A 13,708-nucleotide genomic window follows, 5' to 3' on the forward strand; every position below is an offset into this window, starting at 1 on the left:
TGTGCGGGGCCTTGTTGGCTTAGTAGCTGTAATAGCCCGAATTGTAGTAGTAACCGCCGGACCGTCCTGCATCGTGGTTCAGCAGGGCCAGAACCGGCGTTCCCGGGCGCACGCTTTCTTCGGCCCGTTGATGCGCAAGGCGGATATCCTGTTGCGACGTCTCCCCGAAACGGAAGCACAAAAGGGCAACATCAGCGTGCCGAGCCACATACTGCGCATCGACCACGGAATTAAGCGGCGACGTATCGATGATGATCACGTCCATCGCTTTGCGCGCGCTGTTCAGCATCTCGGCAAATTTGGACGACATCAACAATTGGTCCGTCGGCACATCACTGCGGCCTCGTCCGACAATGACACCAACTTTCGACAAAGGATCGGCAACGTAGAATTCCCCGATGTCAGAATGCTCGTCCTCGCTTTTGAGGTACTCCAGCAATCCCCGTTCGGGCTGAACGTCAATGAAGCTGTGGATCGAGGGTTTGCGAAGGTCGCCATCGATCAAAAGGACCGACTTGCCCATCTGCGCATAGGACCGCGCAAGGGCCAAAGAAGTGGTCGACTTGCCTTCCGCTGGGTTGGCCGACGCCACCAGGATCACGAGGCTGTCGCGGTCTTCTGCGCTGATTGCCTGTTCAATGGCCATTCGAATGCGGCGAAACGCTTCGGAATAGGCGGACAACGGCGATGTCACAATCGTATCGGCAATCGTCGAAAGCTCGCGTTTGCGCCGAATGGCCGGGACAGAACCGACAACTTGCGCCGGAAGGATATTGGCAAGCTGTGTCGCCGAAATCACGCCACCGACATAGAACTCGTTCAAAAGCGCCAGGCCAACGCCGACACCCACTGATGCAAACAGGGCAATGGCAAGCAATGTTTTGGTGTTCGGAAACGACGGGCGGCTGGCCTTTAGGGCTTCGGACACGATACGCGAATCTGCAACCTGCACCAACGCCTCGGCATCCAGATCGCGAAGACGGGACAGAACGTTGGTGTATTGGCGTTGCGCGATATCGGCTTCTTGCCGCAGTCCGTACAACTGAGCCAGCGTTGTGGAAGAAAGGTCGCTGGAAACAACTTCGTTACGCAGCTGCTCTCGCAGAGCATCCCCCTGCGCATCTATCCCGTCGACATCTGCACGCAACGATGACAATTGCGAAGTCGCACCAGCTTCGATCGAGTTTTCCAGGCGGGCAAGCTGCGCTTGCAGATCCAGTGCCTGCTGGCTGCCGGACGCAGCAGTGGAAACGCTGGCAACCAATGCCTCGCGTTGTTGCACAAGGGCGGCCAATGCTTCGTCTTCAAGGCTGTTCGCCAATGTCGACCAGTCCCGCGACGTCAACGCATCCTGAGACGCAGAAATCACCAGTTCCGCCTGACTGCGTGCTGCCTCGGACTGCAAAAGTTGATCTTGCAGCGTCAGCAGCCGGGCATTCCCGGTCTCGGACTGCAACCTGTCGATGTTTGCACCGATATAGCTGTCGAAAGAGTCATTTGTATTTGCCAGCGTTTCCCGTGCCGAATTCACTTGGGCAAATAGCAAGTCGCGCGCGCTCTCGACGCTTCGCGTTTTCGACGCGATCTGCAAATCGATATAAACCTGCGCCATGGTATTAGCGATTGTTGCCGCACGTTCAGGGTTCTTGGACGTGACCGTAATTGAAATCAGGTAGGTCAAACCGCGACGCCGAACCTCGGTTGCCCGCGAAAGCCGCTGCAACGTCCCGTTCAGCAGGGCCTCGCTGTTTTGCACGGTCGACAGAGGCAACCCCAGCGCGGCGCGAACCTTGTCACCCATGCTGACTTGCGGGCCAAATTCAGGATCTGTGACCAAAGACAACGTGCGAACCGTTTCCAGCAGAACCGGGCCCGAACGTGCAATCTCAACTTCACTTTCAACCCGCGAGCTTTCGCTGGCGCTTTGCAGCCGTTCAGCATCACCCGGATTAAGCAGGTTCTTTTGCGTTGGATCAACCAGCAGCAGAACCGTTGAACGGTATTCAGGCTGAAGCTGGAACAACACTACCAGCGCGGCCCCCACGCCCAACAAAACAGTAAATAAAATCAAGCGGATACGGCGCCGCAATACGGACAGAAGATCGCGCAAATTAAGGGTATCTTGCGGTGGAATATTAACGTCAGTCATAAGAAATTCTTCCAATCATCTGCGCCGCCGTGTTTCACACCATTTCTTTCACGTCAACCGCTGTGGCACCCTCTGGGGCATTCCCATTTGCAACAAAAATGCGCTCAATACCATGAATGCCTAATTTCACGGCAGATAACCTTCCCGTTGCATACGCTCCGGTGTCAATGGCAATGCGTGATGACGACTCTGTGACATCTCCGACAGGTACATGACCATGCACGCAAACCCAGTCGCTGTCATGCGTATCCAGCTTGGACGGGTCCGACCACATAAAGTCCTTAGCGGTCTGGTTTTCCATAGGTTTTTTAGGATCGAAACCAGCGTGACAAAAGACATACCGGTCAACCGTCAGGCAGACCGGAAGCGATTCAAGAAAAGCCCGGTGACTTGGCGGAAATATGGATGCGACCAGATTTTTCAGCCGCTTCGAATCATTGCTAACGATGGCATCCTCAACCGCACCGTATGAAGCAAGGGTTTCGCGGCCGCCATGCGCAAGCCAGGCCATATTGCCGCGCGGGTCGTCCAGAAACCGCAGCATCATGTCCTCGTGGTTTCCGCGCAGCACGATCCGGGTCACGTTCGGGCGTGTTGGTGACATTAGATGGTCGATCAACTGAGCGGAATGCGGTCCACGGTCGACGATGTCGCCAATCAACAGGATCATCGCAGGGTGGTCAGATCGCAGCGCATCGATATCGGCAAGGATCGCGTCTTCCAGCGCTTTGTATTCCGACAAACACCCATGCACATCGCCAATGGCATAGGTCAGCTTTGGCAGTGTTTGCAGGTTCAGGCGTTTCGCGGCGACAGATGACGGTGCCGATTGCCCCCCGGCGCTGCTTTTCCGAAACCAAGGAAATCGCATCTTCAGTCCTCGTCCATGCGGCGGCGGCGGTCCGCGCTGGCAATCGCCATGACCAACAGGAACAGGAACATATTCGCCTGGATCTCCAACGGGAAATCGACCGCGGAACTGATCAGCATCAGAACTCCAACACCAACACCCGCTGCAGACACCGCAAAATGTGTCCGCGCCTGCCAGGCACGCACTGCAGACCGCCAAATCAGCACCGCCCCTGCGATAATTGGAAGCGATCCAAACAAGATCCCGGCTTCCAACCAAAGCGACAAGTACGAGTTGTGCGCGTAGTCCCAAACCAAAGCTGTGGTCAAAGGTGGTCGGTGGAACAATTCGAACGCAGGATAAAAGCTGTCCAAACCGAAGCCGGTGATTGGGCGTTCGCCGATCATTCCCAGAACCTGCTGCCATAAAACAAGGCGACCGTTCTGCTCGTCACCAATGTCCAGCGACCTTTCCAGAACTCCTGCGCCGCTAAGGGCGAACAATGGCATGGCAACCAACACGACAACCAAAAACGCCTCGGCCGCGGCAAGGACTGCCCGGCGCCCCTGGCGCACCCGCATAATGCCCAATACCGTAACCGAGCCCAGGAATGCAGCGGCCAACCCCATGCGCGATTGCGTGGCCAAAATGGTAACAATCAACAAAGCAATGCCAACAACAGGCACCAAAATCTCGACCAAGGACGCACGAGGATTTCGGGTTGAACCTGCCTTGCGCACACGCGGCACATTTACAAGGTCAGCGACAATCGCGGTGCCCAATACAACCCCGACGCCCAGGAATGCCGCAAAGTTGTTGCGGTTGATGAAGGTGCCGGTTGCAACGCCCTGATAGGCTGTCTTCTCTCCCCACCAATGGATGTCGCCCAGAATTCGTAATGCAACCATTGCCCACAGCGCGTGCAGGCAAATGCCCCAGAACAATAGACGAGTCATGAACTCCACCCGGTCGTTCCTGCCGGCAACTTCCAGAGCCAGCACAAACAAAGCAAGATACCCAAGCTGACGTATCGCACCCAGCAAACTTGCATCGGCCATGACACTGATAGAACTCGGCGTTCCACCGCCGGGCAAACCGGCTGCCAAGCCAATTGGCAACGTCTGGAACAAAACCCACAGCAAGTAGACGCCACAAAGCAACGGGGCCAAACGGTGTCGCGGACGGGTAACCTGTAAAACGCGGTCTGGTTCGATACGCGCCATGATCGCAACATGCGCGGCAAGCATCACGAACAGCATTCCGGACCAAAAGGCCCAAAAAATAGGAACGTTAGACCCGGCCGGAATTGCCGAGGCCAAGGCTAAGGCAACCAGCAATACTCCAAAGACGTTGTTCAGTTTCCGCGCCAGTTTGGAGGGCCCGGCCGATCCATCACTTTGAACTTCTCCAACCTCGATTTCTTCGAATTCAAGTTTAGGCTGGGGCGCCACCTTTTTGGGGGTGCCAAATTCGATGCCGCCATTCCGATTTGCGTCGTTCATTCTTATTGCCCGTCTTTAAGCTGCTTGCGCACTGCGGAAAGAAATCTGCGCTGCATGTCTTCCGGCGTTTCAAGCATGGCCATGCTTATGGCCTCCCGCCATTCGGGAAAGCGGCGATAATCTTTGGCAAGTAAAGTGCGGTGATCGCGGGAAAGGTTCATGACCCGAAAGTCAGCCGCGATTACCTCTGCTAAACCGGGCACGTCCTCAGGCGCGCCATATCTAACAGAAGTACGCACACGCCATGCAGCCTGCCACCCTTCGAATCGAGTTCTCTCCTGCGATTCACGCATAAGCTGCACAAATGCCGCAGTATCGCCAATTTCACCTTCTGATTGCGCCGCGACGAGCTTTGCCAGGCCATAGCTGGGGCTGCGTTCGGCGAATCTCGTGGCCAGGTTTCGGCAATTTTCCGCCAAGTTGACGCGATAGGCCGCCGGGAAAAGCGCCAAGGACTGTTGCCCAGAAGCCTCAAGACAAGCTTTCAGAAGGTAAGATTTTCCACGTTCAGACCACGGAAGATTCTCGGTATTCATGTCTGTTTGCATTTCGCGCGCGGCGACACGCGGCGGCAACAACTGCATGCCAAAGGCGTTCAACTCTGGCGGGACCCGTGAAAAAGCCAATAATGACAACAGCATCAAGATGCCCGCCAAACCATATCGAGGAATCTGCACGCGGCACCTCACAAAGCGATTGCGAATTCAGCGGTGACCGTATGTGGCGCCGCAAAATTTCGCAAGCATTGCTGCAAGTGCAAAAAAAGTCACAAATCCGGCTCGGCCATGCAGCAAAATACGTTGATCTGCGGGGAAAGCTGTGAGAGGTTCCGTTCAACCGCAAAACCTTTTGAGGATCATTATTATGCAGTTTGCAAAAGTAGTTGTCGCTTCTGCTGCGCTCGCTATGACAGTGGGCAGCGTTCCGGCCTTCGCACAATCCGTTAACCTCGCCGCGATCCGCGCACAGTGCGTCAGCGCCGATGCCTGTAAACAAGCCGTTGCTGCAGCAATTCAGGCTTTGAAAGACGCTGGCGCACCGCAAAGCGTAATCAACGAAGCCGTTGGTGAAATCGCAGCCGAAGTTATCGAAATTGCTCAAGAGACCGATGTACTGGACGTCGTAGACGTGGTCGAAGTACTTGAGGAAGTGCAAGAAGAGTCGACTTACGAAGACCAGATTGAAGAGATCGCTGAGATCATCGAGGAAATCGAAGAAGAAGGTCTGGACGAAGTCGAAACTGACGATATCGAAGACTCGGGTTCGAGCGAAGCTGGCTAAGCCAGTCTTCTAACGACAGAATTTGAAAAGCCGGCGCGATCGCGTCGGCTTTTTGCGTTTTTTGGCAGTCTGACCGGAATAGCGCCTTAAACGTCCAGCGCCGCTTGCGCCGCAACAGCATCAAGCCCCTCGTAACCAGCCGGCCCGATCACAACGAAATTTGATTCGTCGCCCCCCCAGGACACAAGGTCAAAGTCCGTGACACTGGCATTGGCCATTTGGGGATGCGGAGTTTCAGACCGGATGAAGCACAAAGCCACTACATTGCCTTCCGCATCGGTGTACATCAACTGCCCCACCGGTTTGCCCGCGGCCGCCAACAGCCTTCCGCCCCGAAATGTCAGGCCCTGCGCCTGCAGGTCAGGAATGGTGATGTTGGTTTGTACGACATTGTTCAGCCACGACTGCAGGTGATCGGCATCACTTGCCGGGACCTCCACCAGGTGGCGGTTTTGTGCGGCATAGATTCCGTGATAGCTCATCACGTCACCCAGCCAACCAGCCAGTTGCACCGTTTCCGGCCCACGGTCCCGCGCCAAGATATCTTCACGCCCTGCGAAATACCCGCCGCCCAGCCCCAGCACCAGGAACACGGCGCTTGCCGCAACCAATCCTGACACCCCGCGTTTCGGCGCCCGAAACTCGTTTGCAATCGGCACAGGAGCCGCGTTCTTAATAGCAGCAGCCAACTCCAGCGGGACCGGATCCGTCAACATGTCGTCGAACCCGACATTGGCCATGGCGTCGGCCTCCATCAGCATTTCCAGCTTGCTGCGCAAGTCCGCGTCATCGGAAAGCCTTCGCTCAATCTCGGCGGCTTCGATGTCGGACAATTCGCCGTCCAGGTAGGCGCTCAATTTTTCTTCGATTTCGCTCACGACGCCTCGCTTTCCAACGCGGAAATCCGCGCGCTCAGCATCTTGCGTGCCCTATGGACGCGACTCATTACCGTGCCAACGGGAATATTCAACAGCTCAGCCGCCTCGGCATAACTGTACCCCTCTACCGACACAACCAGCAAAACTGCGGCCAGATCTTCGGGCAAACCAGACACGGCTTTTCTGACGTCTGCCGCCAAAACGCGCGCTTCGCCGGTTTCTTGAGTAACCAGCTCGGTCGCCTCGTCGGCGGGTACGGTTCCCTGCCCCATGCGCACCTTGCGCTTGCGCAGTTCACTGTACCAAAGGTTGCGCGTGATCCGGAACATCCACCGGTCCAACGGATGGGACGGATCATACAGCTCGGCCCGGCTGATGGCACGAATGCAGGCATCCTGCACAAGGTCATCTGCCTCGGACGCAGTCCCCGTCAACGTTCTTGCGAATCGCCGCAATCGCGGCAGAAGCGAAATCAATTCCTGCGAAAGATCGTGTTCAGCCGTCACGACATCCTCTTTCTGCCCCAAATTGCTTTCTCCGGTTCGGCATGGCGCATCAGACACCATAGGATCCAGAAGCAAACCCATTTCAAAATTGCTTTGGCGCCCCATTGCTGGGGCACGCCGATGAATAGCCCGAACACTAGGGGGCAGTTGTCCAACAACGCAAGTATCCAACAGGCAATTCTTTGCCCAATTGGTTAAATTCCGGCCATTAATTGCCGGTAGTTCAAAGGTTGCCGGATGGCAAAGGGTTTCCGCGCGCATTTCGTTTCTTACCTGGGACATCGTTACACTCATAGAAACTACGCCCAATTAGGCACATTATTCCCGCGCAAGGAATTTTTTTGAACATTTCCTCAAAAAACCTGGCCGGGGGTTGTTCCCCGGGCGGTTCGGCTTCACAAATCCCGAAGGGAGAATTGGGGAAAATCGTCATGGGAATGGGACCGGCACGGGAATTGGCCACGAAACTGTTTCATGCGGCTATCGATCGGGCCGATCCGTATGCGGCGGTAAAGGGTCAGTTGGCGCGCGAGAACAGGGACGTCGTTGGGCGCAACATCGTCATTGCCATTGGCAAGGCCGCAATCCCCATGATGCGTGCCGCGCTGGAAACCGTGCCGGAGCCACGAACCGCTCTGGTCGTGACAAACCCCGAAAACATCTGCGATATCCCCGGAGTGACGGTTCTTGCCGGTGCGCACCCGGTTCCCGACGAATCGAGTCAGGCCGCAGGTCGCGCCATTGTCGACCTTCTCAGCAAAGCCGGGCCAGATGACCACGTAACGGCCCTGATATCCGGCGGCGGCTCTGCCTTGGCGGTTGCGCCCGTGACCGGTGTAAGCCTTCAGAACAAGGCCGATATCAACGCGGCTTTGCTGGCTGGTGGAATTGAAATCAACGAGATGAACCTGGTGCGTCAGCAGTTGTCGGACCTCAAGGGCGGCGGTTTTCTACGTCACGCGTCACCTGCCAAAGTAACAGCATACCTGCTGTCTGACGTTATTGGCGACGACATGCGTGCGATTGCTTCCGGGCCCACTGTTGCGCCGATTGGCACGCGTGCCGATGCGGTAAAAACACTGAAAGACCACGGTATTTGGGATCAGGTACCCGTTTCAGTGCAAAAACACCTTTCTAAACCCAATACGCCAACAACGCACCTTGCCGCGACCAATACGATCGTCGGCAGCAACCGACTGAGCCTCGAAGCGATGTTGGCGGCCGTCCCTGAAGACTGGAACGCCACGATCGCGACAGACACCTTGGTTGGCGATGTTGGGGATGCCGCTGAATTTGTCCTAAACGCAGGACATACCGCGCCCCCAGGCCCGCAAGTCCTGATCTTTGGCGGCGAAACCACCGTAAAGCTGGGCGGAACAGGGCGAGGTGGCCGCAATCAGGAACTTGCACTGCGCGTTGCCTTGGGCGCAGATGGTCGATTGCGCGATGGGTGGACCTTTCTGTCCGGTGGGACCGATGGGCGGGATGGCCCTACCGACGCAGCCGGCGGGCTTGTCGACGCGAATACAATGGGCAGAATGCAGACCAACGGTGCCGACCCCCAGGCTCTTCTACAAAACAATGACAGCTACGCCGCGCTAAGCGCATCCGGGGATCTGTTGGTGATCGGTGGAACGGGAACAAACGTTGCCGATGTGCAGGTGTTGATCCTGCCCTAAACGCAATACAGGCGTCGGCGAATTTTTCTTTTCTACTGAATTATTTAGGAGCCCCCGACAACAAATCGCCGATACGTGAATTCAAGAATTTTTTTCTTTTCTGCAGCGCAGCTAATACTATTGTTGGGACAAGTCACAACCCTTGCTCGAATCCGAGCAACGCAATAACCAAAGACCGTATTCAGATGCTTAGCTTTGCCATCTTTTGCCGACACAAGGACGTCACCATGAAACCAATGCACCTGCTTTCTCTTGCCATCGCTTCGGCAACGGCATTGCCGGCTCAGGCTGAAACCGTGACGGTTGCACCCGGCGATACCCTGGCAACGATTTCGCGAACCATCTATGGTCAGATCAACTACTGGCGCCGAATTTGCGACGAAAACTTCGATCAGCTTCTGGGAGATTGCGACCGTATCAAAGTTGGCATGGTTCTGGCCCTGCCGCCCGACTTGACGCCGCTAGCTCCGTCAGTTGCCGCCGTCGTCCCGCCGGCCAACCCTAATAAGGTCGACGAAGCACCGGCAGTTGAACCCGTTGCAGCAGAGCCCGCGACAAGTGAACCCGACGTAGCCGCTTCACAGTCTCAAGCGATTTGGGCTTGGGCGGATGAAAGGTTCAATAGCGTAGAAGGCTTTGAATTCTCCGCTGACGATCAGGGCGTGTCGATGTCTGGCTACGTTGAGAAAGCCAAATCGTCAGGTCGGCCCGGTATCTGGGTCAGACTGCCAGACGCGATCGAGCAAACGGTTTCCGGAAAAACCGTTGAAATCATTGTGGAATTCAGCAACGCGCCCACAGCACCGATTGCGGTCGCGTACTCTACCAACGATGTTGGGAACAGCAAATGGCGGCAGTTGCTGGGCAATGGCGAGACCTCGGGAAGTTTCGTCTACGAAGTACCGCCTGTGAAGAACGGGAAAGGTGACTTCATCGGTTTCCTACCGAACGTCACGGAGACCGGCCAAACAGTGGTACTGACCAGCCTTGAAGTTGCGCTGAAAAACTGACTAACCAACTGATTACAAACAAAAACAGGGGCCGTTTGGCCCCTGTTTCCGTTGAGCGGTGGTCTGAAGCTTACTTCAGGCCTTCGTTGTTGCCGTCGTCTTCGGAATAGATCGTTGCAAAGATGGCGGCTGCGCGGTCGCTGCCTTTGGTCGAAACAGCGCCCAGCAGGCCGTCGTTGTTGCTGTCATCCTGTGCTTCGATCACGGCGAAAACGGCGTCAGCAGCAGCCGAACCTTTGGTCGAAACAGAAGTCAGCAAGCCTTTGTTATTGCTGCCATCCTGGGCTTCGATCGTGGCGAAAACGTCGGCGGCCGAAGGGGCGGCAAAAGCCGGAGCAGCTGCAGCAAGGATCAGGGCGGTGGCGGTTGCGAATTTGGTCATTTTAGTCTCCATCTGATTTTGGTCTCGCGGGTCTTTCCCGCTTGGATGAGAGACATTTGGGGTGGGGTGTTCCGTTCTTCAATGCGCGGAAGGTGGAATTTCATCGTTTTTCTGCGCACATGTGCACACATACCCGTGAGCCCGTGTGACATTGAAACGTAACCCATTGGAAAGGAACCAAAACTTGCAACTCTTCTTGCAACTTTCCACCGGCGGAATCCGCGAAGTTTAAACTTCTGCCGCCCCGCGCAGCCGCAAATCACAAGTTTTCCGTCCAAAAAGGACCCCCGCAACACAGCACCAACCCGAGCGCAAAGCCGCAAGGCGCCGCGCGAGACATCACTCGCGCCACAAGGCGCACATTTGGGTTACGGTCTGGGCGCGATCATGCGGCTTCGCCGGGAAGGAATTCCATACGATGCCCACTCTCTGGTCTCACACGCATGCAAGACCTGACATCATAATTGCTGCCGGTTCCCTCGTTCCTCGACGATCAGGACCGGTTCAGAGATGAAAGACCCTTGTCCAGCATACTGTTCAACTGAATCTGGTCCGCTTCAGACAACCCCTCGACCAGCCGTTTTTGCACAACAACATGGTCGGTTATGGCCGCGTCGATCTTTTCGATGCCGCGCGGTGTCAGTTTGACATGAACGCTGCGCTTGTCTTCCGGATTTGGAACGCGGGCCACCAGGCCGTCCTTTTCAAGCTGGTCGATGCGGTTGGTCATTGTGCCAGAGGTGACCATCATCGTAGCCAGCAGCTGATTGGGCGACAACGCGTGTGGGGGCCCCGAGCGCAAGAGCGTCGCCAACACATCGAAACTGGCCGCGTTCATCCCGTGCCGGGCAAAGGTCTTGCCCATCTCTTCGCGATAGATGGTTGCCAACCGGACCACCCGGCCAATCAAACCCATTGGCCTTGTGTCGATGTCGGGCCGCTGCCTGGCCCATTGCGCGCGGATATCTTCGATGTCGAACATGTCACGATTTTGGAGTCGAAACTATCTTGACGTCAAGCTAAATGCACCTATCTCGACGTCAAGATAAAAATGGAGACCCCAATGTCACGCCCCTATGATCTTGTCATCACCGCGTTGGCCCCGCTTGTCTGGGGCAGCAGCTATATTGTCACCACGCAATTCCTTCCCAACCTTGACCCGCTGACCGTTTCGGTCTTGCGCGCCTTGCCCGCCGGCCTTCTGCTGATGGTCCTGGTGCGGCAGCTGCCCCGGGGTCATTGGGTATGGAAGATGTTTGTGCTGGGTGCCCTCAACTTTGCGATCTTCTGGTCGCTTCTGTTCTTTTCGGCCTATCGGCTGCCCGGTGGGGTTGCCGCCGTCATGGGCGCGTTGCAGCCCTTTGTTGTGATCTTTGCATCCCGGCTGTTGCTGGACGCGCCCATCCGCCCCCTTTCGCTGGCTGCAGTTGCGGCAGGCATTGTCGGGGTGGCCCTTCTGGTTCTGACACCCGCGGCAAAGCTGGACATGTGGGGCGTTTTGGCCGGGATTGGCGGGTCGGCCTCTATGGCGCTTGGCACCGTTCTGAGCCGCAAGTGGCAGCCGCCGGTCTCGGCGCTGACCTTCACCAGTTGGCAGCTGACCGCCGGTGGGTTGCTGTTGGTACCCTTTGCCATCTTCGCCCCGACCGATTGGTCGACGATCAGCGGTACAAATATTCTGGGCCTTGCCTATCTGGGGCTTATCGGTGCCGCCCTGACCTACATTATCTGGCTGCGCGGCATTCGTTTGATCCAACCCACGGCGGTTTCGATACTGGGTGTTCTGAGCCCGTTGAGCGCGACGCTGCTGGGCTGGTTTGTTCTGAACGAAACGCTGAGCGTGGCGCAAACCGCCGGGATGGTTGTGGTGCTTGGCAGTGTCCTTGTGGGCCAATACGCGCTGCGGTCGAAGCCGGCCGCGACAGCAGCGCCCACGGGGCTGCAAAAAGCCTAGATCGCCGGCACAGGGCAAACAAAAGGGGCGCCCAAACGGACGCCCCTTTTCAATGCAATAGGATGCCGGGTTAGTCGATCATCGTCAGCAGTTTGTCCAGCGAGGCCTTCGCATCGCCGTAGAACATGCGCGTGTTCTCTTTGAAGAACAGCGGGTTTTCGATGCCCGAATAGCCGGTGCCCTGACCACGCTTGGACACAAACACCTGTTTCGCCTTCCAGCACTCCAGCACCGGCATGCCGGCGATGGGGCTGTTGGGGTCTTCCTGGGCCGCGGGGTTCACGATGTCGTTCGACCCGATCACGATGGCGACGTCCGTTTCGGGGAAGTCCTCGTTGATCTCGTCCATCTCCATCACGATGTCATAGGGCACCTTGGCCTCGGCCAAGAGCACGTTCATGTGGCCCGGCAGACGACCAGCAACCGGGTGGATGGCAAACCGCACCTCTTTGCCCTTGGCGCGCAGGCGGCGGGTCAGTTCGGCCACGTTCTGCTGTGCCTGCGCCACGGCCATGCCGTAGCCGGGGATGATGATGACGCTGTCGGCATCTTCGAGCGATGCGGCAACGCCGTCAGCCTCGATCGCGATCTGCTCGCCCTCAACCTCCATCGCGGGACCGGTGGAGCCGCCAAAGCCGCCCAGGATCACGCTGACGAAATGCCGGTTCATCGCCTTACACATGATGTAAGACAGGATCGCCCCCGACGAGCCCACCAGCGCGCCCACAACGATCAGCAGATCGTTGCCGAGGCTGAAACCGATGGCCGCCGCCGCCCAGCCGGAATAGCTGTTCAGCATCGACACAACCACCGGCATGTCGGCGCCGCCAATGCCCATGATCAGGTGATAGCCGATAAAGAGCGCGGCCAGCGTCATGATCGCCAGCGGCAGGAAACCCCCGGTGGTGAAGTACCAGATCAGCGCGATCACCGACACAACCGCAGCCGCAGCGTTCAGTGCGTGCCCACCGGGCAGTTTGGTGGCCGCCGAGGTGACCTTGCCCGCCAGCTTGCCATAGGCAATGACCGAGCCGGTAAAGGTGATGGCCCCGATGAAGATGCCCAGGAACAGCTCAACCCGCAGGATGTTGATCTCGACCGCGTCTTTCTTGGCGATCAGCTGTGCGAAAGTGCCCATATCCTTGGTGCTTTCGCCCGCGGCAAGGGCGGCGGCCACGTTTCCGATCTCGAAATGCGCGATAAAGCCGACAAAGACGGCGGCCAGACCGACAAGCGAGTGCATGGCGGCGACAAGCTGTGGCATCTCGGTCATCTGGACGCGCATGGCGACCATGTAGCCGATGATCCCGCCCGCCGCGATCAGCAGAACCGACAGCAGCCAAAGGCCCGAACCGGGGCCGATCAGCGTGGCAAACACCGCCAGCGCCATACCGGCAATGCCGTACCAAACGGCGCGCTTGGCGCTTTCCTGGCCCGACAGACCACCCAGCGACAGGATGAACAGGACAGCCGCAACAACATAGGCGGCAGTGGTAAATCCGAATTCCATAATCTCT

General features: G+C 57.1%; 13 protein-coding genes. 4 read left to right on the forward strand and 9 right to left on the reverse strand.

Going from position 1 to position 13,708, the window contains the following annotated elements; all coding sequences use genetic code 11:
• Positions 1-19 precede the first annotated feature (19 nt).
• From ACMU_RS11600 to ACMU_RS11615, 4 genes are all read right to left on the reverse strand, one after another.
• A complete protein-coding gene (locus tag ACMU_RS11600) occupies positions 20-2,149 on the reverse strand; it encodes a GumC family protein (protein ID WP_035259587.1) in 2,130 nt (709 codons plus the stop codon).
• A gap of 34 nt (positions 2,150-2,183) precedes the next feature.
• Positions 2,184-3,020, reverse strand: coding sequence for a metallophosphoesterase family protein (locus ACMU_RS11605; protein ID WP_051588290.1), 837 nt, complete (start codon positions 3,018-3,020; stop codon positions 2,184-2,186).
• 2 nt (positions 3,021-3,022) lie between these two features.
• Positions 3,023-4,057 carry an O-antigen ligase family protein gene (locus ACMU_RS11610; RefSeq protein ID WP_161635670.1) on the reverse strand — a complete coding sequence of 345 codons (1,035 nt, stop codon included), beginning with the start codon at positions 4,055-4,057 and terminating at the stop codon, positions 3,023-3,025.
• A gap of 446 nt (positions 4,058-4,503) precedes the next feature.
• Positions 4,504-5,157 carry a hypothetical protein gene (locus tag ACMU_RS11615; RefSeq protein ID WP_035259589.1) on the reverse strand — a complete coding sequence of 218 codons (654 nt, stop codon included), beginning with the start codon at positions 5,155-5,157 and terminating at the stop codon, positions 4,504-4,506.
• 208 nt (positions 5,158-5,365) lie between these two features.
• On the opposite strand from ACMU_RS11615, the gene ACMU_RS11620 reads away from it, so the two are divergent.
• A complete protein-coding gene (locus tag ACMU_RS11620; RefSeq protein WP_152544595.1) occupies positions 5,366-5,782 on the forward strand; it encodes a hypothetical protein in 417 nt (138 codons plus the stop codon).
• Positions 5,783-5,868: 86 nt separating this feature from the next.
• Here ACMU_RS11620 and ACMU_RS11625 read toward each other — a convergent pair whose 3' ends face one another.
• Both ACMU_RS11625 and ACMU_RS11630 read right to left on the reverse strand, forming a co-directional pair.
• A complete protein-coding gene (locus tag ACMU_RS11625) occupies positions 5,869-6,660 on the reverse strand; it encodes an anti-sigma factor family protein (protein WP_035259592.1) in 792 nt (263 codons plus the stop codon).
• Positions 6,657-7,166: an RNA polymerase sigma factor gene (locus ACMU_RS11630; RefSeq protein ID WP_035259860.1), complete on the reverse strand. Its 510-nt coding sequence runs from the start codon at positions 7,164-7,166 to the stop codon at positions 6,657-6,659. Before ACMU_RS11630 ends, ACMU_RS11625 begins: the two co-directional genes overlap by 4 nt.
• Before the next feature lie 431 nt (positions 7,167-7,597).
• Here ACMU_RS11630 and ACMU_RS11635 point away from each other — a divergent pair, with 431 nt between their 5' ends.
• Together ACMU_RS11635 and ACMU_RS19650 are read left to right on the forward strand one after the other, a co-directional pair.
• On the forward strand, positions 7,598-8,845 hold the full coding sequence (locus ACMU_RS11635) for a glycerate kinase type-2 family protein (RefSeq protein WP_328286658.1): 1,248 nt from the start codon (positions 7,598-7,600) through the stop codon (positions 8,843-8,845).
• A gap of 227 nt (positions 8,846-9,072) precedes the next feature.
• Entirely contained in the window at positions 9,073-9,855 is a 783-nt protein-coding gene (locus ACMU_RS19650; protein WP_201769885.1) for a hypothetical protein, read from the forward strand.
• Between the two features lie 70 nt (positions 9,856-9,925).
• Here ACMU_RS19650 and ACMU_RS11645 read toward each other — a convergent pair whose 3' ends face one another.
• Together ACMU_RS11645 and ACMU_RS11650 are read right to left on the reverse strand one after the other, a co-directional pair.
• On the reverse strand, positions 9,926-10,237 hold the full coding sequence (locus ACMU_RS11645) for a hypothetical protein (RefSeq protein ID WP_035259596.1): 312 nt from the start codon (positions 10,235-10,237) through the stop codon (positions 9,926-9,928).
• 493 nt (positions 10,238-10,730) lie between these two features.
• Positions 10,731-11,219 carry a MarR family winged helix-turn-helix transcriptional regulator gene (locus tag ACMU_RS11650; RefSeq protein ID WP_035259597.1) on the reverse strand — a complete coding sequence of 163 codons (489 nt, stop codon included), beginning with the start codon at positions 11,217-11,219 and terminating at the stop codon, positions 10,731-10,733.
• A gap of 81 nt (positions 11,220-11,300) precedes the next feature.
• On the opposite strand from ACMU_RS11650, the gene ACMU_RS11655 reads away from it, so the two are divergent.
• The gene (locus tag ACMU_RS11655) at positions 11,301-12,191 is read left to right on the forward strand and encodes an EamA family transporter (RefSeq protein WP_035259599.1); all 891 of its coding nucleotides are present in this window, start codon (positions 11,301-11,303) and stop codon (positions 12,189-12,191) included.
• A 70-nt stretch (positions 12,192-12,261) separates the two neighbouring features.
• Here ACMU_RS11655 and ACMU_RS11660 read toward each other — a convergent pair whose 3' ends face one another.
• Positions 12,262-13,701 carry an NAD(P)(+) transhydrogenase (Re/Si-specific) subunit beta gene (locus tag ACMU_RS11660; protein ID WP_035259600.1) on the reverse strand — a complete coding sequence of 480 codons (1,440 nt, stop codon included), beginning with the start codon at positions 13,699-13,701 and terminating at the stop codon, positions 12,262-12,264.
• Between the last annotated feature and the right edge of the window lie 7 nt (positions 13,702-13,708).

This window comes from Actibacterium mucosum KCTC 23349, from assembly GCF_000647975.1.
GTDB lineage: Bacteria > Pseudomonadota > Alphaproteobacteria > Rhodobacterales > Rhodobacteraceae > Actibacterium > Actibacterium mucosum.